22 protein-coding genes and 2 tRNA genes are annotated in these 23,803 nt (G+C 65.4%); all 24 read right to left on the bottom strand.

Features of this window, described 5'->3' with window-relative positions; genetic code table 11:
• Positions 1-6: 6 nt before the first annotated feature.
• Positions 7-267, bottom strand: a complete 261-nt coding sequence (gene rpsO / locus IE075_RS02255; protein ID WP_189452878.1) for a 30S ribosomal protein S15 — start codon at positions 265-267, stop codon at positions 7-9.
• A gap of 195 nt (positions 268-462) precedes the next feature.
• Positions 463-1,395 carry a tRNA pseudouridine(55) synthase TruB gene (gene truB, locus IE075_RS02250; protein ID WP_189452876.1) on the bottom strand — a complete coding sequence of 311 codons (933 nt, stop codon included), beginning with the start codon at positions 1,393-1,395 and terminating at the stop codon, positions 463-465.
• Positions 1,396-1,474: 79 nt separating this feature from the next.
• On the bottom strand, positions 1,475-1,870 hold the full coding sequence (gene rbfA / locus IE075_RS02245; protein ID WP_189452874.1) for a 30S ribosome-binding factor RbfA: 396 nt from the start codon (positions 1,868-1,870) through the stop codon (positions 1,475-1,477).
• A 127-nt stretch (positions 1,871-1,997) separates the two neighbouring features.
• The gene (gene infB, locus IE075_RS02240) at positions 1,998-4,601 is read right to left on the bottom strand and encodes a translation initiation factor IF-2 (RefSeq protein ID WP_189452872.1); all 2,604 of its coding nucleotides are present in this window, start codon (positions 4,599-4,601) and stop codon (positions 1,998-2,000) included.
• A 127-nt stretch (positions 4,602-4,728) separates the two neighbouring features.
• The gene (gene nusA, locus IE075_RS02235; RefSeq protein ID WP_189452870.1) at positions 4,729-6,216 is read right to left on the bottom strand and encodes a transcription termination factor NusA; all 1,488 of its coding nucleotides are present in this window, start codon (positions 6,214-6,216) and stop codon (positions 4,729-4,731) included.
• A gap of 4 nt (positions 6,217-6,220) precedes the next feature.
• Complete coding sequence (gene rimP / locus IE075_RS02230; RefSeq protein ID WP_189452868.1) at positions 6,221-6,802, bottom strand: ribosome maturation factor RimP; 582 nt, start codon at positions 6,800-6,802, stop codon at positions 6,221-6,223.
• A 214-nt stretch (positions 6,803-7,016) separates the two neighbouring features.
• Positions 7,017-7,093 (bottom strand) — tRNA-Met (locus IE075_RS02225).
• Positions 7,094-7,169: 76 nt separating this feature from the next.
• Positions 7,170-8,615, bottom strand: a complete 1,446-nt coding sequence (gene nuoN, locus IE075_RS02220) for an NADH-quinone oxidoreductase subunit NuoN (RefSeq protein WP_189452866.1) — start codon at positions 8,613-8,615, stop codon at positions 7,170-7,172.
• A 75-nt stretch (positions 8,616-8,690) separates the two neighbouring features.
• On the bottom strand, positions 8,691-10,196 hold the full coding sequence (locus IE075_RS02215) for an NADH-quinone oxidoreductase subunit M (RefSeq protein ID WP_189454734.1): 1,506 nt from the start codon (positions 10,194-10,196) through the stop codon (positions 8,691-8,693).
• A gap of 43 nt (positions 10,197-10,239) precedes the next feature.
• Positions 10,240-12,402: an NADH-quinone oxidoreductase subunit L gene (gene nuoL, locus IE075_RS02210; RefSeq protein WP_189452864.1), complete on the bottom strand. Its 2,163-nt coding sequence runs from the start codon at positions 12,400-12,402 to the stop codon at positions 10,240-10,242.
• 4 nt (positions 12,403-12,406) lie between these two features.
• Positions 12,407-12,730: an NADH-quinone oxidoreductase subunit NuoK gene (gene nuoK / locus IE075_RS02205; protein ID WP_189452862.1), complete on the bottom strand. Its 324-nt coding sequence runs from the start codon at positions 12,728-12,730 to the stop codon at positions 12,407-12,409.
• Positions 12,727-13,362 (bottom strand): NADH-quinone oxidoreductase subunit J, encoded by a 636-nt coding sequence (locus IE075_RS02200; RefSeq protein WP_189454732.1) that lies wholly within the window; start codon positions 13,360-13,362, stop codon positions 12,727-12,729. The genes nuoK and IE075_RS02200 overlap by 4 nt, the downstream gene beginning before the upstream one ends.
• 10 nt (positions 13,363-13,372) lie before the next feature.
• Complete coding sequence (gene nuoI / locus IE075_RS02195; protein ID WP_189452860.1) at positions 13,373-13,861, bottom strand: NADH-quinone oxidoreductase subunit NuoI; 489 nt, start codon at positions 13,859-13,861, stop codon at positions 13,373-13,375.
• A 7-nt stretch (positions 13,862-13,868) separates the two neighbouring features.
• Complete coding sequence (gene nuoH, locus IE075_RS02190) at positions 13,869-14,894, bottom strand: NADH-quinone oxidoreductase subunit NuoH (protein WP_189454729.1); 1,026 nt, start codon at positions 14,892-14,894, stop codon at positions 13,869-13,871.
• Positions 14,895-14,936: 42 nt separating this feature from the next.
• On the bottom strand, positions 14,937-17,165 hold the full coding sequence (gene nuoG / locus IE075_RS02185) for an NADH-quinone oxidoreductase subunit NuoG (protein ID WP_189452858.1): 2,229 nt from the start codon (positions 17,163-17,165) through the stop codon (positions 14,937-14,939).
• Positions 17,162-18,517, bottom strand: a complete 1,356-nt coding sequence (gene nuoF / locus IE075_RS02180; RefSeq protein ID WP_189452856.1) for an NADH-quinone oxidoreductase subunit NuoF — start codon at positions 18,515-18,517, stop codon at positions 17,162-17,164. Before nuoF ends, nuoG begins: the two co-directional genes overlap by 4 nt.
• A gap of 11 nt (positions 18,518-18,528) precedes the next feature.
• Entirely contained in the window at positions 18,529-19,056 is a 528-nt protein-coding gene (gene nuoE / locus IE075_RS02175; protein ID WP_189452854.1) for an NADH-quinone oxidoreductase subunit NuoE, read from the bottom strand.
• 98 nt (positions 19,057-19,154) lie between these two features.
• Positions 19,155-20,462, bottom strand: a complete 1,308-nt coding sequence (locus IE075_RS02170; protein WP_189452852.1) for an NADH-quinone oxidoreductase subunit D — start codon at positions 20,460-20,462, stop codon at positions 19,155-19,157.
• Positions 20,459-21,187 carry an NADH-quinone oxidoreductase subunit C gene (locus IE075_RS02165; protein ID WP_189452850.1) on the bottom strand — a complete coding sequence of 243 codons (729 nt, stop codon included), beginning with the start codon at positions 21,185-21,187 and terminating at the stop codon, positions 20,459-20,461. The genes IE075_RS02170 and IE075_RS02165 overlap by 4 nt, the downstream gene beginning before the upstream one ends.
• Complete coding sequence (locus IE075_RS02160) at positions 21,187-21,729, bottom strand: NuoB/complex I 20 kDa subunit family protein (protein ID WP_425489349.1); 543 nt, start codon at positions 21,727-21,729, stop codon at positions 21,187-21,189. Before IE075_RS02160 ends, IE075_RS02165 begins: the two co-directional genes overlap by 1 nt.
• A 34-nt stretch (positions 21,730-21,763) precedes the next feature.
• The gene (locus IE075_RS02155) at positions 21,764-22,120 is read right to left on the bottom strand and encodes an NADH-quinone oxidoreductase subunit A (RefSeq protein ID WP_189452846.1); all 357 of its coding nucleotides are present in this window, start codon (positions 22,118-22,120) and stop codon (positions 21,764-21,766) included.
• A 142-nt stretch (positions 22,121-22,262) separates the two neighbouring features.
• Positions 22,263-22,347: transfer RNA gene (locus tag IE075_RS02150), tRNA-Leu, on the bottom strand.
• A 132-nt stretch (positions 22,348-22,479) separates the two neighbouring features.
• The gene (gene secG / locus IE075_RS02145) at positions 22,480-22,899 is read right to left on the bottom strand and encodes a preprotein translocase subunit SecG (protein WP_189452844.1); all 420 of its coding nucleotides are present in this window, start codon (positions 22,897-22,899) and stop codon (positions 22,480-22,482) included.
• A 30-nt stretch (positions 22,900-22,929) separates the two neighbouring features.
• On the bottom strand, positions 22,930-23,682 hold the full coding sequence (gene tpiA / locus IE075_RS02140) for a triose-phosphate isomerase (protein ID WP_189452841.1): 753 nt from the start codon (positions 23,680-23,682) through the stop codon (positions 22,930-22,932).
• Positions 23,683-23,803: the final 121 nt, after the last annotated feature.

Below are 23,803 nucleotides of genomic sequence, written 5' to 3'. Positions count from 1 at the left end.
CTTCGATCAGCGACGGAGACCGAGCTTCTCGATCAGCGCCTTGTAGCGGTCGTTGTCTTTGCGCTTGAGATAGTCGAGCAGGCTGCGACGGCGATTGACCATCATCAGCAGGCCGCGGCGGCTGTGGTGGTCCTGCTTGTGGGTCTTGAAGTGACCCGTCAGCTGCTCGATGCGCGCCGTGAGCAGGGCAACCTGGACTTCCGGCGAACCGGTGTCGTTCTCGGCGCGCTTGTGTTCTTCAATAACCTTGCTGGTGTCAATGGACATGCTGTTCTCGTGATGCGTGGCCTGCAGAAGCGAATCGATCGCTGCGGATCGATGCACCGCCTGGCTCGCCGTTTGCTGGATAGAGGGTGAGTGCCTGATGCGGTGGAAGCGCAAAAAGCGCCGGAATTGTAACAGCGGCCCTGCCCGATTGCGACCGCGCAACCGCGCCGACCGTGAAAACTCCGTGATGCGAGCTCAGCCGTTCCACGCGGCCCGGAACACTCGCTGGGGCGCAAGCGATGCGCCCCGCTGTTCGGCGAGGCCAAGGCATCTGCCATCGGCGTCGAAGACTGCGATCGTGCCCTCGGTGCGCAAGCCCGCAGCGTCGAACGGCACCGTTTGCCCGTGTGCGAAGCCGCGCCGCGACTCGTCGCTCAACACGGCGCGGGGAAATGACTCGAGCCCGGCCTCGATCGGCAGCAGGCACGCCAGCAGGGCGTCATCGCCTTCCATCGCGAGCGCGTGCAGCGCATCAAGAGTGAACATGCGCGGGGCCCGGAAAGGCTCGACCCATGTGCGACGCAGGACGGCCACGTGCGCACCGCAGCCGAGCGTCTCGCCAAGGTCACGCACGAGGCTGCGGACGTAGGTGCCCGACCCGCATTCGACGTGGAGCCTGAGTCGGTTTCCGTTCCGTTCGATCAACTCGAAGCGCTGCACTTGAACATCACGCACGGGCGCCTCGATCGTCTCGCCCCGACGGGCTTTCGCGTACAGCGGCTCCCCGCCCTGCTTGAGCGCCGAATACACCGGCGCGCGCTGCCGCAAAGCGCCGCGAAAGTGTGCGAGCGCGGATTCGATCGCGGCATCATCGATGTCGGGCACGGCGCGCTCGCGCAGTGGGACGCCGTCCGCGTCGTCGGTATCCGTGGTGACGCCGAGCACGGCGACGGTCTCGTACGCCTTATACGAGCCCAGCAATAAGCCGGCGATCTTCGTCGCCTCGCCGAAGCACAGCGGCAGCAGCCCGGTTGCGAGCGGATCCAGGCTTCCGGTGTGGCCGCCCTTCTCCGCGCGGAACAGCCGGCGCACCTGTTGCAGCGCCTGGTTCGAACTCAGCCCTGCCGGCTTGTCCAGCAGCAGCAGGCCGTCAAGCTGGCGGAAGATGATGCGGGGTTTCGGGCTCATCGCGTCGTGGCGAGCAAGCGCAGAGATGGACCGTTAGACGCCCACTGGGAGCCGCCCGATCGTCGGCGCTGTAACCGGCTCAGACGTTCGACGGCGCGCTGTCGTCGCCGCCGTCGCCGTCCGCATCCGCGGATAACGGGTTGCGCAGCAGATTCTCGATCCGCTCGCCCCGGTCGACGGAATCGTCGTAGTGGAAATGGATCTCCGGCACGTGCCGGAGCTTCATCGCACGCGCCAGCGCGTAGCGAATGTCCTTCCCCATCGCATTGAGCCCTTTGACCGCAGCCTTCGACTGGTCGGGCATCAGGGCCGTCACGAACACCTTTGCATGCGCGAGGTCGCGCGTGACCTCCACGTCCGACACGCTCACCGACGGGAGCCCGCCCTCGCGTACCGCCTCGTGCACAAGCGTGCCGAGTTCACGGCGGAGCTGGGCGGAGACGCGGTCGCTGCGGTGGAAGGACTTGGAAGGCACGTGTCGGGGAACTCCGGTTCAAAACAGTGAAAGCGTCGGACAGCGATAGCTGTCCGCGCGAGTACGTCGTCGATCGGTGATCCGATCCGCTGTTGCGGCGCAGAATCACCGACTAGGACGCTGCGCATCAGAGCGTGCGCTGGACCTCGATGCGCTCGAAGCACTCGATCTGGTCGCCCGGCTTGACGTCGTTGTATGCCTTGACGCCGATGCCGCACTCCGTGCCCTGACGCACTTCGTCGACGTTCTCCTTGAAGCGACGCAGCGACTCGAGCTCGCCTTCGAAGATCACGGTGTTCTCGCGGAGCACGCGGATCGGCTTGCTGCGCTTCACCACACCCTCGGTGATCATGCAGCCCGCAACCGCACCGAACTTCGAGCTGCGGAACACGTCGCGCACCTCGGCGATGCCGATGATCTCTTCGCGGATCTCGACGCCGAGGATGCCGGACGCCACCTGCTTCACCTGATCGATCACGTCATAGATGATCGAGAAGTAGCGCAGGTCGACGCCGTTGCCCTCGATCACCTTGCGGGCCGAGGCGTCCGCACGGACGTTGAAGCCGATGATCGTCGCCTTCGACGTGGCTGCAAGTGTCGCGTCGGACTCGGTGATACCACCGACACCGCCGCCGATGACGTTGATGCGGATTGCAGGGGTGGAGAGGCCGGTAAGGGCCTCGCGCAGCGCCTGCACGGAGCCGTGCACGTCCGCCTTGACGACGAGGTTGAGCGTCTGCTGACCGGCGCCCTCGCCCATCTGCGCCATGATGTCTTCCATGCGGTTGCCCGCCTGGGCGACGAGGCGCGACTCGCGACGCTTCGTGTCGCGCTGCTGCGCGACGTCCTTGGCGAGCCGCTCGTCGTCGACGACCACGAAGTCATCGCCCGAGTCCGGCACGCCCGACAAGCCGAGCACCTGAACCGGAATCGACGGCCCGGCCGACTGCACCTGCGAACCCGTCTCGTCGAACAACGCACGGACACGGCCGTACTGCACGCCGCACACGAGGTAGTCGCCCTTGCTGAGCTCGCCCTGCTGGACGAGCACCGTCGCAACCGGGCCGCGGCCCTTGTCGAGCGAGGATTCAATCACCACGCCCGTGGCGCGACCGGTCGGCACGGCGCGGAGCTCGAGCACTTCGGCCTGCAGCGAAATCGAGTCGAGCAGGTCATCAACGCCGTCGCCGGTTTTCGCCGACAGCTCGACCATCTGCGTGTCGCCGCCGAAGTCCTCGGCCACGACCTCTTCGCCGAGCAGCTCGTTCTTGACGCGCATCGGATCCGCGTCGGACTTGTCGATCTTGTTGATCGCGACGATGAGCGGCACGCCGGCCGCCTTCGCGTGCTGGATCGCTTCCTTCGTCTGCGGCATGACCCCGTCGTCGGCCGCGACAACGAGCACAACGATGTCCGTGAGCTTCGCGCCGCGCGCGCGCATCGAACTGAACGCGGCGTGGCCCGGCGTGTCGAGGAAGCTGATGACGCCGCGCGGCGTTTCGACGTGGTACGCGCCGATGTGCTGCGTGATGCCGCCCGCCTCGCCCGAAGCGATCTTGGTGCGACGAATGTAGTCGAGCAGCGAGGTCTTGCCGTGGTCGACATGGCCCATGATCGTGACGACGGGCGGACGCGTCGTCTTCTCGCCCTGGGCGTCCTCGACATGCGCGAGCAGCGCGTCTTCAGCCGACGAGTCGCCTGCCTTGACCGCGTTGTGCCCGAGCTCTTCGGTCACGAGCACCGCGGTGTCGTGGTCGATCGCCTGGTTGATGGTCGCCATGACGCCCATCTTGAACAGCGCCTTGACGACATCGCCGCCCTTCAGCGCGAGCTTCTGCGCGAGGTCAGCCACGGTGATCGTGTCGCCAATCGCAACCTCACGCACGATCGGCGCGGTCGGACGCGAGAACCCGTGCGGACCAGCGCCTGAGCGCGACGGCTCCGCCGAGCGCCGCATCGGCTTGCCCTTGCCGCGCGCATTCGTCGAACGACGTGCACGATCGGACGCACTGAGGTGCATCTGCCCGGCAAAGCGACTGGCGCGGTCGTCGTCCTCGACGCCGGCCACCATGGCATGCGAGCCGCGCGTCTTGTGGCGCGGGTCGGCTGCACGCGGCGCCTCGCGGCCCGGCGCGGCGGCGGGTTTCGGCGCGCTCGGCTGGGCAGGCTTACGGGCGGCTTCCTCAGTCGATTCGCCCGCCGGCTCAGCAGACGCGGCCTTCGCCGCCTCCGCAGCGCGCAGACGCTCCGCTTCGGCGTCCTGGCGCGCACGCTCGGCCTCTTCGGCGCGGCGGCGGTCGGACTCCGCAAGAGCTTGCTGCTCCGCGATGTTGCGCTGGCGGGATGCCTCGAGCTTGCGGAGAATCTCCGCGCGATCGTCGCCAGCAGCCGCAGCAGCGCGCGCCGTGCCTTCGGCCGGCTTCACGACCGTCACCTTCTTGCGCACGACCACGTCGACCGTCTGGCGGTTCTTCCCGCCACCAACGGTGATCTCCTGCTTGCGGCTGCGGTTGAGCGTGATCTTCTTCGGCGCGTCCAGCGGATCGTCCGCCTGGTCGCTCTTGCCATGCGCACGCTTGAGGAAGCCGAGAAGCTTCACTTTCTCGATGCTGGTAACGACCTGGTCGGGACCGCTGAACTTCATGCCGGCCTCGGCCAGCTGCTCCAGCAGTTTCTCGACCGGCGTGTTCACCAGTTCGGCCAGCTTGCGGATGGTGGTCTGTTGCGACATTCGGATTCCGTTTCGTCAGGTCGGCGGCGGGGCCACGACCGAGGTGGGCGATTCTAGCGGGTGACGGCGTCGAAGGCAGGTCCGCGCGATTCAGCGCGACCGGAGCGGACTCCGGTCGCGCCATGAATCACTCGAACCAGTGCTTGCGCGCTTCCATGATGAGAGCAGCTGCGCGAGCCTTGTCGACGCCTTCGATCTCGATGAGTTCGTCGGTTGCCATGTCAGCCAGGTCGTCGCGCGTCACGACGCCACGCGCAGCGAGCGCATAAGCCGTCGCCTCGTCCATGCCTTCGAGTTCGAGCAGGTCGGCCGCAGGCTGATGCTCCTCGAGTTGCTCTTCCGCCGCGAGCGCTTCGTTGAGCAGCGCGTCGCGTGCACGGGCACGCAGCTCTTCGACGATGTCCTCGTCAAAACCCTCGACGGCAAGCAGTTCACCGACCGGCACGTAGGCGATTTCTTCGACCGTGCTGAACCCTTCGCTGACAAGGATGCCGGCGATTTCCTCGTCGACCTCGAGCTTGTCCTGGAACAGCTGACGCGCAGCGTTCTGCTCAGCTTCGGACTTCGCGGTGACCTGATCTTGCGTCATCACGTTGAGCTGCCAGCCCGTCATGCGGCTTGCCAGCCGGACGTTCTGGCCGCCCTTACCGATCGCCTGGGCGAGGCGCTCCTCGGCGACGGCGAGGTCCATGGAGTGCTTATCTTCGTCGACGACGATGGACTGCACTTCGGCGGGCGCCATCGCGTTGATGACGAACTGCGCCGGGTTATCGGAGAAGAGCACGATGTCGACGCGCTCGCCGTTGAGCTCGTTGCTCACGGCCTGCACGCGCGAACCGCGCATGCCGATGCACGCGCCGATCGGATCGGTGCGATTGTCGTGTGCGACCACCGCGATCTTCGCGCGGTCGCCCGGATCGCGTGCGCAGGCGCGGATGGACACCAGACCCTGCCCGACTTCAGGCACTTCGAGCTTGAACAGTTCCATCATGAATTCCGGCGCAGCGCGGCTGATGAACAGCTGCGGCCCACGCGGCTCGGAACGCACGTCGTAGAGGTAGCCTCGCACCCGGTCACCGGTGCGCAGCACGTCGCGCGGAATGCCCTTGTCCTTCGAAATGATCGCCTCGGCGTTGCCGCCCAAGTCGACATAGATGTTCCCGCGCTCGACGCGCTTGACGATGCCGGTGACCAGCTCGCCCACGCGATCCTTCCACGCGTCCACGACCTGCTGGCGCTCGGCCTCGCGCACGCGCTGCACGATGACCTGCTTGGCCGCCTGCGCCGCGATGCGGCCGAAATCAGGGTTCTCGATCTGCTCTTCGATGTAGTCGCCGACTTCGACGCCTTCGACCTCATCGACGGCGTCCATCATGCGGATCTGCCGGTCCGGCGATTCCATCACGACGTCATCGGCGACAACTTCCATGCGACGGAACGTCTCGTAGCTGCCGTCCTTGCGGTCGATTGCCACGCGCACAAGGACGTCCTCGTCCTGATAGCGCTTCTTCGCAGCGGACGCGAGCGCGGCCTCGATGGCCTCGAAGATCACGTCGCGCGGCACGCCCTTCTCATTGGCGACCGCGTCCACGACCAGCAACAATTCCTTGCTCATCTCGTTACTCCGCCGCGCTCGGCCCATCGGCCGCCGGCTTGTGGGTTGGATTCTTGTTGGGCGACTTGTGGCCCGGCTTGCCCTTGCCGGGCTTGCTCGGCGCGAGGCCCAGTGCCGCCCAGTCCGGCACCAGCCGTGCCTTGTCGATATTGTCGGCGGCCACCGTGAACTCGGTGCCATCCATGTCAAACGTAATCGTGCCGCCATCAACACGAACGATGCGCCCCGAGAACCGCCGGCGCCCGTCCTGCGGAACGCGCAGCGTCAGCTTGGCGGACTCACCCACGAAGCGCTCGAACTGCGCCGCGCCGAACAACGGACGATCGAGACCCGGCGACGACACCTCGAGCGTGTAGTGCACGCTGATCGGGTCCTCGACATCGAGCTGCGCCGAGACTTCCCGGCTCACCGCCTCGCAGTCCTCGATCGTCACCGCGCGGCCCTCTTCGGCTGCGGGCACGTCGATGTACAAGCGCAACACCGCGCTGCCGGAACCCGGTAGATATTCGACGCCCAACAACTCGAGCCCAAGCGCGGACACTGTCGGTGCGAGCAGCTGCGAAACTTCGGTTGCCTTATCGGTCATGAATGCCTCTCCCGCGGCGCGGCCGCATCGCCAGTCACGCCCAATCGGCGCGGCAAGCGCCAGAAACAACAAAGGGCCCGAAGGGCCCCTTGTCCGGTACTGCTGGATTTCGGTGTACCCGCGCGAGCAGAGCGCGGATACCAAGCCCGAGCCAGGTCTGCGGAAAGTCTTTTCAGACCGTCCGCCAGCTGCCGAAGCAGCTAACGACCGAAGCTGGTAGCGGGGGCAGGATTTGAACCTGCGACCTTCGGGTTATGAGCCCGACGAGCTGCCAGACTGCTCCACCCCGCATCAGGCCGCTCATGATAACGGCCGACTTACTCCTCCGCAAGCCCGATTCATACATCGGACTCAACTTTTCTTTAACTCAGCCGACAAACGCCCGCTGACACCACACCATGATCGGATTCCAAGCGAACCCGAGCGCGAGCAATGCAAGCGCGTTGACGCTAAATACAATGCGTACAGGACGGTCGGCGACCATCTCGTGCGTCGTGCGATCTTCAGGCTCGTCGAAGTACATGGCCTTGACGATGCGCAGGTAGTAGAACGCGCCGACCACCGCGAACACGACGCCGACGATCGCGAGCCACATGAGCCCGCCTTCGAGCGCAGCACGTAGCACGGCAAGCTTCGCCCAGAAGCCCAGGAACGGCGGCAGGCCGGCGAGCGACGCCATGACACACAGCACCAGGCCAGCGAGCCACGGGTTACGCGCGTTGAGCCCCCTGAAGTCGTCAATGCGGTCCGACTCGAAGCCGCGTCGCGCAAGGACGACGATCGCGCCGAACGCAGCGGTCGACATCAGCGCGTAGCTGATCGCGTAGAACATTGCAGCGGCCAGGCCCTGCTCGCCTCCGCCCGCGAGGCCAACGAACAGGAAGCCCACGTGTGACACCGTCGAGTACGCAAGAAGACGCTTGACGTTGTCCTGCACCATCGCGGTCAGATTGCCGATCGCGAGCGACGCCACCGCGATCGCCGCGATCATCAGGCGCCACGTGTCGTCGAGGCCGCCGGCGCCGACTTCCAGGAGGCGGTACGCCATCCCGAATGACGCGAGCTTCGGCGCGGAGCCGATGAACAGGGTGATCGGCGTCGGCGCGCCGTGATAGACGTCCGGCAGCCACATGTGGAACGGCGCGCCGCCGAACTTGAATGCGATGCCCGCAACCATGAAGACGACACCGGTAATGAGCATCGTCGACGTCTGCAGGGCGGACCCGGCGGCTCCGATCGTCGCGAGGTCCAGCGTGCCCGTCGCGCCATACACCAGCGACATGCCGTACAGCAGCAGGCCCGACGCCAGCGACCCGAGAATGAAGTACTTGATCGCCGCCTCGGACGCGAGCGGGCTGTCGCGATCAATCGCGACGAGTGCGTAAGAGCACAGCGCGAGCATCTCGAGTCCGAGATAGACCATGACCAGACTGCCCGCCGAAACGAGCAGCATCATGCCGGCCGTTGCGAACAGGATCAGAACGGCGATCTCGCCCTTGTAAAGACCGCGGTCGCGCAGGAACGGCCAGCCGTAGATCAGCGAAACCGCGCCGACGAGCGTGATCGCGATCTTGAGCAGATCGGCTGCGGTGTCCCGTACGAACATGCCGCCAAGCACCGTTCCCTGACCGCCGACGCCGCCGGCGATCATCGCGGCCACCACGACCAGCGTCGCAACTGAGAGCACATGCGTGACGACACGCCGCCGCTCGTCGAGGAACAGGTCAAGCAACAGGAGCGCGAACGCGGCTCCCACGAGCACGAGCTCGGGCAGCAGAGGAAGCAGTTCGGAGGCGGTCGGCACGGTCAACATGTCGGGTCCTTGTCACCGGCGCATCGTGCGGCCGGCCGGCAGGCCGTGGCGTTCAAGCGCCGCGGCGATAGGAAATCAGAGCTTGCTGCTCGCGATCTGCATCGCGAGGTTCGCAATCGAGGGTTCCATCAGGTCGGTCAGCGGCTTCGGCCACACGCCGAGGAGCAGCACCCCTACGGCGAAGGCACCCAGCACGAATGCCTCGCGCCCGTTGATGTCCTTGAGCTCGGCGACGTGCGCATTGCCCACCTCGCCCCAGATCGTTCGCTTGACGAGCCACAACGTGTAGCCCGCGCCAATGATCAGGGTCGTCGCGGCTGCAAACGCGATCAACGGGTGCTTCTGGAAGCTCGCGATGATCACCATGAACTCACCGACGAAACCGGACGTGCCGGGGAGGCCGGAGTTCGCCATCGCGAACAGCACCACGAACGCAGCGAACCACGGCATCACGTTCGCAACGCCGCCGTAGTCGCGGATCATGCGGCTGTGCATGCGGTCATACAGAACGCCGACGCAGGTGAACATCGCACCCGACACGAAGCCGTGGCTGATCATCTGCACCATTGCGCCCTGCAGGCCGAGACGCGCCGCGTCGTAGTTGCTGTAATCGCGCACCAGCGACAGCGCGATGAACGTGCCGAGCGTGACGAAACCCATGTGGGAGATCGACGAGTAGGCGATGAGCTTTTTCATGTCCTCCTGCACGAGCGCAACCAGGCCGACGTAGATCACCGCAATCAGGCTGAGCGCGATGACCAGCCAGGCCCACTCGTGGCTGGCGTCCGGGACGATCGGCAGGTTGAAGCGCAAGAACCCGTAGCCGCCGATCTTGAGCATGATCGCCGCCAGCACGACCGAGCCGGCGGTCGGCGCTTCGACGTGCGCATCCGGAAGCCATGTATGCACGGGGAACATCGGCACCTTGACCGCGAACGCGAGCAGGAAGGCGAAGAAGAGCCACGTCTGCTCAGTCGCGCTGAGCGGCAGCGCGTACATGTCCGCAAGCTGCCAGCTGCCGCCCTTGAGGTACAGGTAGATCAACCCGACCAGCATGAACAGCGAGCCGAGGAACGTGTACAGGAAGAACTTGATCGACGCGTAGACGCGCCGCGGACCGCCCCAGACACCGATGATGATGAACATCGGAATCAGCATGCCTTCGAAGAAGACATAGAACAGCATCGAATCGAGCGCGGCGAAGACGCCGACCATCAAGCCTTCGAGGATGAGGAAGGCAGCGTAGTACTGGTGCACGCGCGAATCGATCGAGCCCCATGCGCCGATCAGCACGAGCACCGAGGTGAACGTCGTCAGCCCGATCAGCGCGGCCGAGATTCCGTCGACGCCGAGGTGGTAGCGGATGTCGTACGCGGGGATCCACGCTGCGTTCTCGACGAACTGCATCGCGGGCGTCGTGTAGTCGAAACCGGTGAACATCAGCAGGCTGACGGCAAGGGTCAGCAGCGCAACGCCGGTCGCGAACCAGCGGGACGCGTTCATACGCGTCTCGCCGAAAGCGAGCGTGATTGCGCCGCCGATGATCGGCAACCAGACCAGCAGGCTCAGCAAGGGAAACATTCCGTTCAAGGGCTCGGGGCTCACAGCGCGGTCCTATGCCAACTCACTGCCAAGGCCGCAGCACGGCCAGAAGCGCGATGAGGCCGAGGATCATCGCGAATGCGTAATGGTAGAGGTAACCCGACTGCGCTTGGCGCACGCCGCGTGCGATCAGGCCCACCGTGTGGGCGCTGCCGTTCACCGCGGCGCCGTCGATGAGATGCGTATCAACGGCGCGCGAGGCGCGACCCAGCATCACGCCGCCGCCGGCGAAACCGTCGATCCACAAATGGTCGAACCCGTACTTGTTCTCGAGGATGCGCGCGGGCAGCTCGAAGATCCGACGTGCCCTTGCAGCGAGGTGCGGCTTCCACCAGTACATGACCGTGGCGAGTGCGAAGCCTGCGAACGCCAGCCAGAACGCCGGGGTCTGGAAACCGTGAAGCGCGAACGCCACCGGCCCGTGGAATTCCGTCGCAAGCGCTGCCATCGTGTCGCGTGCAGGCGCCAGGTCGATCGCCCCCAGGAAGAACGGCAGCTGCTTCTCGTGACCCATGACGTCCGTGCCGAACAGCATCGGGCCCACGGTGAAGAACCCGACCAGGATCGAAGGAATGGCCAGTAGCACGAGCGGCAGCGTGACGACCCACGGCGATTCGTGCGGCTCGACCGGACCATGGTGTCCGTGGCCGTGGTCGTCCGCGTGGACGTGCTGACCGTGACCCTGCTCTTCGGTCGAGTGCTGGTCCGCCGCGTGACCCTCGTGCTGCTGCAACGCGTCCGGAGACTCGTGGTGACCCGCGTCCACGTGACGGAAGCGCTCCTCGCCGTGGAAGGTCAGGTACAGAAGGCGGAAGCTGTAGAACGACGTCACGAATACGCCAGCCAGGACCGCCCAGTAGGCGTAGGTCGCGATCCAGCTCGGCGAGGCATGCGCAACGTGACCGGCTGCCTCGATGATCGAGTCCTTCGAGTAGAAGCCACTGAAGAACGGCGTACCCACGAGCGCCAGCGTGCCAATGAGGCTCGTCCAGTACGTGATGGGCATGTACTTGCGCAGGCCGCCCATCTTCCGCATGTCTTGCTCGTGGTGCATGCCGATGATCACCGAGCCCGCGGCAAGGAACAGCAGCGCCTTGAAGAACGCGTGCGTCATCAGGTGATAGACCGCGGCCGAGTACGCGGACACGCCCAGCGCGACGGTCATGTAGCCGAGCTGCGAAAGCGTCGAATATGCGACGACGCGCTTGATGTCGTTCTGCACGATGCCGATGAGGCCCGTGAACAAGGCCGTCGTGGCGCCGATGAACAGCACGAACTGCAGCGCCGTTTCGCTGAGTTCGAACAGCGGCGACATGCGCGCGACCATGAAGATGCCCGCGGTCACCATCGTGGCGGCGTGGATCAGCGCCGAGATCGGCGTGGGGCCTTCCATCGAGTCAGGCAGCCACACGTGCAGCGGCACCTGGGCGGACTTGCCCATCGCACCGATGAACAACAGGATGCAGATCACCGTGGCGACCGACCACGCATACCCGTCGATGATCGTGATCGAGACGCCCGCAATGGTGGGCGCGTTCGCAAACACCGTCGCGTAGTCGAGCGAGCCGAACATGAGCAGCACGCCGGCGATGCCGAGCAGGAAGCCGAAGTCGCCCACGCGGTTGACGATGAAGGCTTTCATGTTGGCGAACACCGCCGTCGGCTTCTTGAACCAGAAACCGATCAGCAGGTACGAGACCAGGCCCACTGCTTCCCAGCCGAAGAACAGCTGCAGGAAGTTGTTGCTCATGACGAGCATGAGCATCGAGAACGTGAACAGCGAGATGTAGCTGAAGAAGCGCTGGTAGCCGTCGTCGTCGGCCATGTACCCGATCGTGTAGAGGTGCACGAGCAGCGAAACGAACGTCACCACGACCATCATCATCGCGCTGAGCTTGTCGACCATGAAGCCGACATGCGCGTCGATCTGTCCGACCTGGAACCACGTGTAAAGGTTTTCGTTGAACGGCGGCGCGCCCTGCCCCACCAGCTGCCAGAGCACGTAGCACGACAGCACGCAGCTGACGGCGACGCCGAGGATCGTCACGGTATGCGCACCCGCTCGACCGATGTGGCGTCCGAAGAGACCGGCGAGGATCGATCCAAGCAACGGTGCGAGCACGACCGCGAGCAGGACGGACTTGCTGATGGCGATGCTGCTGTGAAGTATTTCGGCACCCGGCATCGGATCAGCCCTTCATCGAATCGATTTCGGCGACGTTGATCGTGCGCCGGTTGCGGAACAGCGTGACGAGGATCGCCAGGCCGATGGCGGCCTCGGCAGCCGCGACAGTCAGGATGAAGAAGACGAAGACTTGCCCTGACGGGTCACCGAGTTCGCGCGAGAACGCGACAAAGTTGATGTTGACCGCGAGCAGCATCAGCTCGATCGACATCAGCAGGATGATCACGTTGCGGCGGTTGAGGAAGATGCCCGCGACGCTGATGCAGAACAGCACCGCACCGAGCACGAGGTAGTGGCCGAGGGCCACGCCAGCGAATGCACCGCTCATTCCATCGCCTCCCCGTTGGCGTTCCGATCGCCCGGCCGCGTGACCACGGCGTCGACCTTGACCATGCGCAGCCGGTCCGACGCCCGCACGCGGGCCTGCTCGCCCGGATCCTGCTGTTTGACGCCTTCGCGGCGCCGAAGCGTCAGCATCACGGCGGCGATCACCGCCACCGTCAGGATGACGGCCGCGGTCTCAAAAGGAAGGAGGAACTGGGTGAAGAGCGTACGCGCCAGCCAGGTTGTGTTCGGCACGTCGCCTGCGGCCGCGTTCATCTCGAACGGGATCATGCGGGCCTTCACGCCGATCAACGTCACGATCTCGGCGAGCATCACGCCGGCCACCACGACCCCTACCGGGAGGTATCGGACGAAGTTCTTACGCAGTGGCCCCAGATCGATGTCGATCATCATGACCACGAACATGAAAAGCACCATGACCGCGCCGACATAGACCAGGATCAGCACGATGCCGAGGAACTCGGCGCCGGCGACCAGCCACGTGCAAGCGACGGAGAAGAACGTGAGCACGAGGAACAGCGCGGCGTGCACCGGGCTGCGAACGGTAATGACCGCCGCCGCCGATGCGACAGCCGCAGCTGCAAACACGTAGAACGCGAGTTGGACGAGATCCATGGGCGTTTCCTCAGCGGTACGGCGCGTCGGCCGTGCGACGGGCGGCGAGTTCCGCCTCGAGCCGGTCACCGATCGCAAGCAGCTGCGGTTTCGTCACGATGTTCTGTCCGCGTTGATCGAAGTGGTACTCGTGCACGTGCGTCTCGACGATGGAATCCACCGGGCAGGACTCTTCGCAGAATCCGCAGTAGATGCACTTGAACAGGTCGATGTCGTACCGGGTCGTGCGGCGCGTGCCGTCGGAGCGCTTCTCGGAATCGATCGTGATCGCAAGCGCCGGGCACACCGCCTCGCACAGCTTGCACGCGATGCAGCGTTCCTCACCGTTCGGGTACCGACGCAGCGCGTGGACACCGCGGAAGCGGTGCGACTGCGGGATCTTCTCGGCCGGGTACATGACCGTGTACTTCGGCTTGAACAAGTACTTGAACGTCAGCCCAAGGCCCTGCATCAGCTCGATGAGCAGAAGGCTTTTGAAATAGGAGGCGATGCGGTTCATGGCCGTGTCACTGCCCCGGCGTGAAGACGTTGAAGAATGCGAGCAACGCGGTGACTGCAATCCACGCGATGGTCAGCGGAATGAACACCTTCCAGCCGAGCCGCATGATCTGGTCGTAGCGGTAGCGCGGGAACGAAGCGCGGAACCAGATGAACGCGCTCGCGAAGAAGAACACCTTGACCAGCAACCACCACCAGCCGTTGGCCGATAGCAGCGGAATGCCGAGGCCCTGGAACGGGCTGAGCCAGCCGCCCAGGAAGAAGATCGAGACCAAGAAGCTGATCAGGATCATGTTCGCGTATTCGGCGAGGAAGAACAGCGAGAACGCCGAACCCGAGTACTCGACCATGTGGCCCGCAACGATCTCGGACTCGCCCTCGACGACGTCGAACGGCGCGCGGTTGGTCTCGGCGACGCCGGAGATGAAGTACACGACCATCAGCGGGAACATCGGCCACATGAACCACTCGAACAGGCCCGCGTCACCGGCCTGCGCGAGCACGATCGCGCTGAGGTTGAGGCTGCGTGCGCCGATCATGACGCCGACCATCGCAAAGCCCATCGCGATCTCGTAGCTGACGACCTGCGCGGCAGCGCGCATCGCACCAAGGAACGCGTACTTGGAGTTCGACGCCCAGCCCGCGAGGATGACGCCGTATACGCCGAGCGAGGTCATCGCCAGGAGATACAACAGGCCTGCATTCGCGTTCGAGAGGACGAGCCGGTAATCGAACGGCACCACCGCCCATGCGGCGAACGCCGGAGCGAGTGCGATCAAGGGCGCCAAGCGATAGAGGAACGGGTCCGCCTTCGCCGGCTGGATCACTTCCTTGAACAGCAGCTTGAACACGTCGGCGAACGCCTGGAGTACGCCCATGCCCACGTACATGGGTCCGTGGCGCACGTGCATCCAGCCGATGAGCTTGCGCTCCCACACGACGTAGAACGCGACCGCAATGATCACGGGCATGATGATCACGAGGATCTTCAGCACAATCCAGGCCGCTTGGCCCGCATAGCCGAACGACGTCATGAGGTCGTGCAGCGGGCTGACGAGGTAGGTGTCGAACACGGGTCAGGCTCCCCCGATCTGAATTCGGGCCGCGCCGATCGGCGCCGTTGCACCGTGGCCGCTCTCGACCCACACCGTGCCCGCCGCGACCTTCGAGCTCACTTCAAGCGGAAGCGTCGCCGTTCCGGCAGCCGTCGTGAGCTTCGCCGACGCGCCCTCGTTGAGTCCGAGGCGCCCGGCGTCGTCCGGGTGGACCACCGCGCGGGGCGGCAGGTTCAGCGGGTGAGCTTGCAGAGCAGCAGCGCGGCGCACCGTGGCGTCACTGCGGTAGATCGCAGTGGTCATCGCGACTTCGAACCCCTCGCCCGCTGCGGGCGCGTCGGAGCGAACCGCGTTGACCGCGCGCGGGGACATCCAGCCGCGCAGGCCGGCGAAGTCCGTGAAGGCAAACGCCGCGGGGTCGAGCTCGCCGCCGAGTGCGCGAAGCACGCGCCAGCCCGGTTGTGCGATCCCCGGCAGCTTCCCGCCCGCTCGCGCGTCCTGCGTGATGCCGTCGAGGTTGGTGAGCGATGCATCGATCTCGGGCAGCAAGCCGATCGGCAGGATCACGTCTGCGACCGCACGCGTCGAGGCGCATGCGTACTGGCTGAATGCCACGACCTGCGCGTCGCCGAGCGCGCGCATCGCACGGCCCGCGTCCGCGAAGTCGAGGCCAGGCTCGACGCCATACAGCAGGTACGCGCTGCGCGCATCACCGAGCATCAGGTTCGCGTCGCGGCTGGCCGGCAACACGCCGTGGCGAGCCAGCCCGACGGCGTTCGCGCCCTGCGGAATACGGCACAGGCGAGCGCCGGTGGCGTCGCAGAACGAACGCGCCGCGGCGCGGATCTGCGCCGCGTGCACGCTGTTCTCCGCGATCGCGCCGATCAGCAGTGCCACGCGCGTGCCGGCCGCAGCCGCGTCACGCAGCGCGGGATCAGCAAGCGTCGAGGCGAGCTGCGAGGGCGCGACGATGCGGCGGCTCGTCGCGTCGAACGCAAAGTCGAAGTCAACGGGGTTGACAACGTGGACCTTCGCACCGGACTTCCACGCCGTGCGCACGCGCGCATGCACGAGCGGGAGCTCGTGGCGCAGCTGCGAGCCGACGATGACGACAACGTCAGCGGTCGACAGCTCGGCGACCGGCATCTCGAACGCCGTCGCTGCTGCGCCGTCTGAGAGGTCGCACTGGCTGATCCGGTGATCGAGGTTGCCGGTTCCGAGCACCTCGGCGAGGCGCGCCAGCAGCGCGCCCTCTTCATTCGACGTCGACGGGTGCACGAGCATGCCGAGACGATCGGCGCCGTTGTCGCGCAGGATCCGGGCAGCACGTGCGAGCGCCTCATCCCAGCTGGCGTCACGCCATTCGCCCGCGTCCTTGATCATCGGCTGGAGGGCACGGTCAGCCGCGTACAGGCCCTGCCGTGCGAAACGGTCGCGGTCCGACAGCCAGCACTCGTTCACCGCTTCGTTCGCACGCGGCACCGTGCGCAGGATCTCGCCGCGGCGGACGTGGTGGAACAGGTTGCTGCCGAGCGCGTCGTGGAACGACAGCGACTCGCGCGCGATCAGTTCCCACGGACGCGCCCGGTGCTGATAGACCTTGTCGACGAGAGCGCCGACCGGGCACACGTCGATGACGTTGCCCGAGATCTCGGTGGTCAGCGGCTTGCCGTCGTAGGTGCCGATCTGCAGATTTTCGCCGCGGTACATGCCGCCGAGCTCATACGTGCCGGCGACCTCCGCGGTGAAGCGCACGCAGCGCGTGCACTGGATGCAGCGGGTCATCTCGGTTGCGACGAGCGGACCGATGTCCTCGTCGGGCACGACGCGCTTGCGCTCGGCAAACCGGCTGATCGATCGGCCGTAGCCCATCGAAAGATCCTGCAGCTCGCACTCGCCGCCCTGGTCGCAGACCGGGCAGTCGAGCGGATGGTTGATGAGCAGGAACTCCATGACGTTGCGCTGCGACTTCAGCGCCTTCTCGGTGCGCGTGTGCACCGTCATGCCGTCCATGACCGGCGTCGCGCACGCGGGCGACGGCTTGGGCATCTTCTCGACTTCGACCAGGCACATGCGGCAGTTCGCCGCGACGCTGAGCTTGTCGTGATAACAGAAGCGCGGGATCGGAATGCCAGCCTTGTCGGCGGCCTGGATGATCATCGAGCCCTTCGGCGCGGTCATCGCGACGCCGTCGATCTCGATCGCGACGTGATCGGGCGGCACGTTCGGATTCACGGGCTGGGCGCTCATGCGGCCTCCCGCACGGCACCGGCGGCCTGGTCGTCGACGAGGAAGCGCTTGTTCACGATCGCGTACTCGAACTCGCTCCAGTAATGACGCAGGAAGCCTTGGACCGGCCACGCCGCGGCTTCGCCGAACGCGCAGATCGTGTGACCCTCGATCTGACCCGCCGCGGCTCGCAGCATCTGCAGGTCCTCAAGCGTCGCTTCCTTGTGCACGATGCGCGTGAGCATGCGATACATCCAGCCGGTGCCTTCGCGGCACGGCGTGCATTGGCCGCAGCTCTCCTTGAAGTAGAAGCGCGCGATGCGCTGGCACGCACGCACCATGCAGGTCGTCTCGTCCATCACGATGACCGCGCCCGAACCGAGGCCGGAACCGGCCTTCTGGATCGAGTCGTAGTCCATCGTCAGCTCGAGCATCGTGTCGCCCGGCAGCACCGGCATCGACGAGCCGCCCGGAATCACGGCCTTGAGCTTGCGGCCGGCGCGCATACCGCCCGCCATCTCAAGCAGCTCGGAGAAAGGCGTGCCGAGGCGAATCTCGTAGTTGCCCGGCTTGGCCACGTGGCCCGACACCGAGAACACTTTCGGGCCGCCGTTGTTCGGCTTGCCGAGGTTGAGGAACCACTCCGCGCCGTTGCGGATGATCGCGGGCACCGACGCATACGTCTCGGTGTTGTTGATCGTCGTCGGCTTGCCGTACAGCCCGAAGTTCGCCGGGAACGGCGGCTTGTAGCGCGGCTGGCCCTTCTTGCCTTCGAGTGACTCCATCAGCGCCGTTTCTTCGCCGCAGATGTACGCGCCCGCACCGAGTGCGCCGTAGATGTCCACGTCGACGCCGCTGCCAAGCAGGTTTTTGCCGAGCCAGCCGTTCTCGTACGCTTCCTTCAGCGCCTGCTCGAAATGCTCGAACGGCTCGTGATGGAACTCGCCACGCAGGTAGTTGTACGCAACGGTCGAACCCGTCGCGTAACAGGCGATCGCCATGCCTTCAACCACGGAATGCGGGTTGAAGCGCAGGATGTCGCGGTCCTTGGCCGTACCCGGCTCGGACTCGTCCGAGTTGCAGAGGATGTACTTCTGCGTGCCGCTGCCCTTGGGCATGAAGCTCCACTTCAGGCCGGTCGGGAAGCCCGCGCCGCCGCGGCCGCGTAGACCGGACTGCTTGACCATGTCAATCACTGCTGCCGGCTCGATCTTCTCTTCGAGGATCTTGCGCCAGGCGCTGTAACCGCCGGTCTTGAGGTAATTCTCGTACGACCACGGCGTGTCGAAGTGCAGCGTCGTGTAGACGACGTTGTGCTCCTGCGGCGCCGGGCCGACGGGGCCGTAGCCCTTTGAATAGTCGTGATGTGCCATTGCGTTCGGCCTCACTTCAGCCCGTCGAGCAGCTCGTCGACCTTCGCGGCGTCGAGCTTCTCGTGGTAATGCCCATTGATGACGACGACCGGCGCGCCGCAGCACGCGGCGAGGCATTCTTCCTCACGCTTGAGGAACACCCGCCCATCGGCGGTCGACTGGCCGAGCTTGCAGCCGAGCTTTCGCTCCGCATGCTCGACAAGCTGCTCTGCGCCGTTGAGCCAGCAGCTGATGTTCGTGCAGAACGCGACGTTGTTGCGGCCGACCTGCTCGGTCTCAAACATCGAGTAGAAACTCGCGACCTCGTACGCCCACACCGGCGGGATCGACAGGTACTTCGCGACCGCGGCGATGAGTTCGTCGCTGAGCCAACCCGCGTTCTGTTCCTGCGCGGCGTGCAGCCCCTGCAGCACCGCCGAACGCTTGCGGTCGGGCGGAAACTTCGTCAGCCAATGGTCGATGTGCGCTCGAGTCTCGTCGGACAGCGCGACCATGGGGTCGACGTGCTGGCAGGCCTCGAAATTTCCGGTGGCTTTCATGGATGCAGGGTTCGAATAGTGGGGCTGCTGGAGTGCCGTCGCGCATCGCGCGGCACGGCGCCGGGACGCTCAGCGGCCCGGAGTGCGACGCCGGACGTTCAACGGTCGATCTCGCCGAACACGATGTCGTAGGTGCCGATCATCGCCACGACGTCCGCGAGCATGTGGCCCTTGACGATCTCGTCCATCGAAGACAGGTGCGCGAAACCTGGCGCCCGGATCTTCAGGCGGAACGGCTTGTTTGCACCGTCCGAGACGATGTAGCAACCGAACTCGCCCTTCGGCGCCTCGACAGCCGCATAGGTCTCGCCGGCAGGCACGCAGTAGCCTTCGGAGAACAGCTTGAAGTGATGGATCAACGCTTCCATGTCGTCCTTCATCTCCTCCCGGCTCGGCGGCGCAACTTTGTAGTTGTCGACCATCACCGGACCGGGATTCGCGCGCAGCCACTTGATGCACTGCTGGATGATGCGATTGGACTCGCGCATCTCCGCCATGCGCACGAGGTATCGGTCGTAGCAGTCGCCGTTCGTGCCGACGGGGATGTCGAAATCGACCGCGGAATAGCGCGCATACGTCTGCTGCTTGCGCAGGTCCCATGCGATGCCGGAGCCGCGCAGCATCGGGCCGGACATACCCCACGCGTACGCCTGCTCCGGGGTAATGACCCCGACGCCCACCGTCCGCTGCTTCCAGATGCGGTTGTCCGTCAGGAGCGTCTCGTATTCGTCGACGCGATGCGGGAAATCTGCGGTGAACCGCTCGAGGTAATCGAGCATCGTGCCCTCGCGCGCCTCGTTGGCGCGCTTGAGGGTCTTGCCTTTGCGCCACTGCGATTCGCGGTAGCGCGGCATGCGGTCCGGCAGGTCGCGGTAGACGCCGCCCGGGCGGTAGTACGCCGCGTGCATGCGCGCGCCAGAGACGGCTTCGTACACGTCCATGAGCTCTTCGCGCTCGCGGAACGCGTACAGAAAGACCGCCATAGCGCCGAGGTCAAGCGCGTTCGAGCCCACCCACATCAGATGGTTCTTGAGACGCGTAATCTCGTCGAACATCGTGCGGATCCACTGCGCGCGTTCCGGCGCTTCGATCCCGAGCAGCGTCTCGACCGCACGCACGTAGGCGTGCTCATTGCACATCATCGACACGTAATCGAGCCGGTCCATGTACGGAACCGACTGATTGAACGGCTTGGTTTCCGCGAGCTTCTCGGTGCCGCGATGCAGCAGCCCGATGTGCGGATCCGCGCGATAGACCACCTCGCCGTCCATCTCGAGAATCAGGCGCAGCACGCCGTGGGCCGCCGGGTGCTGCGGTCCGAAGTTCAGCGAGTAGTTACGGATTTCGGGCGCTTGGCTGGCAGGCGCGCCGATCTCTTCGGTCAGCACAGCGGGGACGACGCTCACTTCTTCACCTCCGCGCGCTGCGCGGCTTCACCCTGCGCCGTTGCGTAACGCGCGTCGTCGCGGATCACGCGCGGCACCAGCACGCGGGGCTCGATCGACACCGGCTCATAGACAACGCGCTTTCGCTCCGCGTCGTAGCGCACTTCGACGTTGCCGATCAGCGGGAAGTCCTTGCGGAACGGGAAACCGACGAAACCGTAGTCGGTCAGGATCCGGCGAAGGTCAGGGTGACCTTCGAAGATGATCCCGTACAAATCGAATGCCTCGCGCTCGAACCAGTTCACGCCACGCCACACCGGCATCAACGACGCAACGACAGGCAGGTCGTCGTTCTCGGCAAGCGTGCGCACGCGCAAGCGCTGGTTGTGCTTGTACGACAGCAGGTGCACGACCACCGCAAAGCGACGCGCCGGCGCGTTAGCTGCACCGTTGGGCAGCTCACCCCAGGCGAAACGTCCGACCGTCTTGCCTTCCACGCCGCGCGAGAAGCCCTCGGACGAGACCGTGGTGTCCCACTCGTCACTGCCGTAGCTCAGGTAATCGACGCCGCAGAGATCCACGAGCTGCTCGAAGCCGAACTCGTTGCGCAATGCATGCCCGGTCTCGAGCCACGCTGAAGAGGCGACGTCGAGCGTCACCTCCCCGCGCGGCTCGACGACCACCACCGAGCCGCCTTCAAAGCGTGCGCGAAGGCGATCGGCAAACTCGTGTGCCGACTCGACCATCAGCCGACTCCCTGGCGCGCTGCGCCAAAGTTCGTACCACGACGAATCTTCTTCTGCAGCTGCAGGATCCCGTAGGTCAACGCCTCGGCCGTCGGCGGGCAGCCGGGGACGTAGATGTCGACCGGGACGATGCGATCGCAGCCGCGCACCACGGAATACGAATAGTGGTAATAGCCGCCGCCGTTGGCGCAGCTGCCCATCGAAATGACCCACTTCGGGTCCGGCATCTGGTCGTAGACCTTGCGGAGCGCAGGCGCCATCTTATTGACCAGCGTGCCGGCGACGATCATGACGTCGGACTGGCGCGGCGACGGGCGGAACACGACGCCATAGCGGTCGAGGTCGATGCGCGCCGCGCCGGCGTGCATCATCTCGACCGCGCAGCATGCGAGCCCGAACGTCATCGGCCACATCGAACCGGTGCGCGCCCAATTCCACAGCGTGTCGAGGTTCGTGGTCACAAAGCCCTGCTGCATGACCGGGTTGCGGTCTTCGGGCAGCAGAATGTCGTCCAGCCGCCCTTCGGGCAGCGGGTTGTGCATGAGGTTGGAGACGGTCTTGAGCACGCTCACGGCATCACTCCCATTCCAGCGCGCCTTTCTTCCACACGTAGATGAAACCGAGGAACAGCATCCCGACGAAGAGACCCATCGTCACGAGCGAACGCGGCCCGATCTCGGTGAACACGAGCGTCCAAGGCACGATGAAGATGATTTCCAGATCGAAGACGATGAACTGGATCGCGATCAGGTAATAGCGCACGTCGAACTGCATGCGCGCGTCACCGAAGGCTTCGAAGCCCGACTCGTACGGGGAGAGCTTGGCTGCCGTCGGGGTCTTGGGCCCGAGGAGATTGCCCACCACGAGCAGGGCGATGCCGATACCGCCGGCAACGATCAGGAACAGCAGGGTCGGCAGGTATTCGGCCAGCACTCGGTTGTTCTCGCGGCTTAGAGGGCTACGGCCGCGCCGGGCGGCCTTGGCAGCGCATCGGCGCCCGGGTTACCCGCAATTCGCGGGTGCTCCGCAGCGGGTGGCACCCGGTTTTCCGGTGCGTGACTCTTGTTGCTCGGTATGGTGCCCAAGGGGGGACTCGAACCCCCACGACCTAAGTCGCTACCACCTCAAGGTAGTGCGTCTACCAATTCCGCCACCTGGGCTTATTACCGTGTCTTCCTGACACTCTTCGCAGCCTCTCCGGCGTTGAAGTCTGGGCCGGCCCGTCTTGTCGGCCGACCCATCCACGCGGTCTCCGCCGGTGGATGGAACGTTGTGAATGATACAGGGTTACTTCACCGATCAGAAGCCTGTTCAGGCATCTGATTTGTTGCCGGAGCTGCCGGCGTCGCATCGACCGGCACCTGCGGGACTGCGCCTGCCGGCGCGGTCGGAACGACCGGAACCGATGCTTCGCCAGCCGGCACCGTCGGGACCTGCGACATCACGCCGAGGTCCGAGCCCGCCGCGACGTCGCCCGTGGCGAGATTCGTTGCGTACCACGCCATGAACAGGCTGATCGCGAAGAACGTAACCGCGAGCCACTTGGTCGCCTTGGACAGGAAGTTCGACGAGCCGCGCGCGCCGAACACCGTCGACGATGCGCCGCCGCCGAACCCTGAGCCCGCCTGCGCGCCTGCGCCGCGCTGCATCAGGATGAGCGCGATCATCGAAATCGCGATCAGCACGTAAGCGATGTTGAGCAAAAGCAGCATCGGCAGGATCCGAAACCAGGGGTGGAGACCTCAACGAGCCGCGGCGTTGACGATGGCGAGGAAGTCGGACGCCACGAGGGACGCACCGCCAATCAGACCGCCGTCGACGTCCGGCTGCGCGAACAGCGCGGCGGCATTATCGGCCTTCACGCTGCCGCCGTACAGGATCGGCAGCGAGTCGGCAATTCTAGCATCGCGCCCGCCGATTTCGCCACGGATGAACGCGTGCACTTCCTGCGCCTGCTCCGGAGACGCGGTGCGCCCGGTGCCGATGGCCCAGACAGGCTCGTAGGCCACGACCGCGCCGTCAAATGCCTGCGCGCCGCAGAGGTCGAAGATAGCGCCGATCTGCTGCTCGAGCTTCCACCAGGTCTGGTCGTCCTCGCGCTCCGCGAGCGACTCGCCGACGCACAACATCGGGATCAGGCCGGCGCTCTTCGCTGCCTGGAACTTGTGCGCGACGAGCTCGTTACTCTCGGCGTGGTACTCGCGCCGCTCGGAGTGCCCGACGAGCCCGTAGCGCGCACCCACGTCGTGGAGCATCGCCGCTGAAACCTCGCCCGTGTACGCGCCCTTTTCATTTGCGCTCACGTCTTGCGCGCCGAACACGACACCGCGGCCGCCCGTGCGCTCTATGAGCTCGGCAAGGTATGGCATCGGCGGCAGGACAACGCAATCGACGCCCGCGGGAGGGGTCTGCGCGGCGATGGCATCGACAAGCTCGTTCGCGAAGCGGCGATCGCCGTGCAGCTTCCAGTTTCCGGCAACAATCCTGCGGCGCATGCGCGGTTCCTGTTCATGAAGGGGCGGCAGTCTATCGCAAGCGTCCCCCGGGCCCTACGCGCGGTTTTCACCGCGGAATGCGGGGACGGCGGCGAGCATGCACGGGAACCGGAGACCGCCG

The organism is Cognatilysobacter bugurensis, from assembly GCF_014652095.1.
Lineage (GTDB): Bacteria > Pseudomonadota > Gammaproteobacteria > Xanthomonadales > Xanthomonadaceae > Cognatilysobacter > Cognatilysobacter bugurensis.
This window is presented reverse-complemented; position numbering and strand designations above follow the sequence as displayed.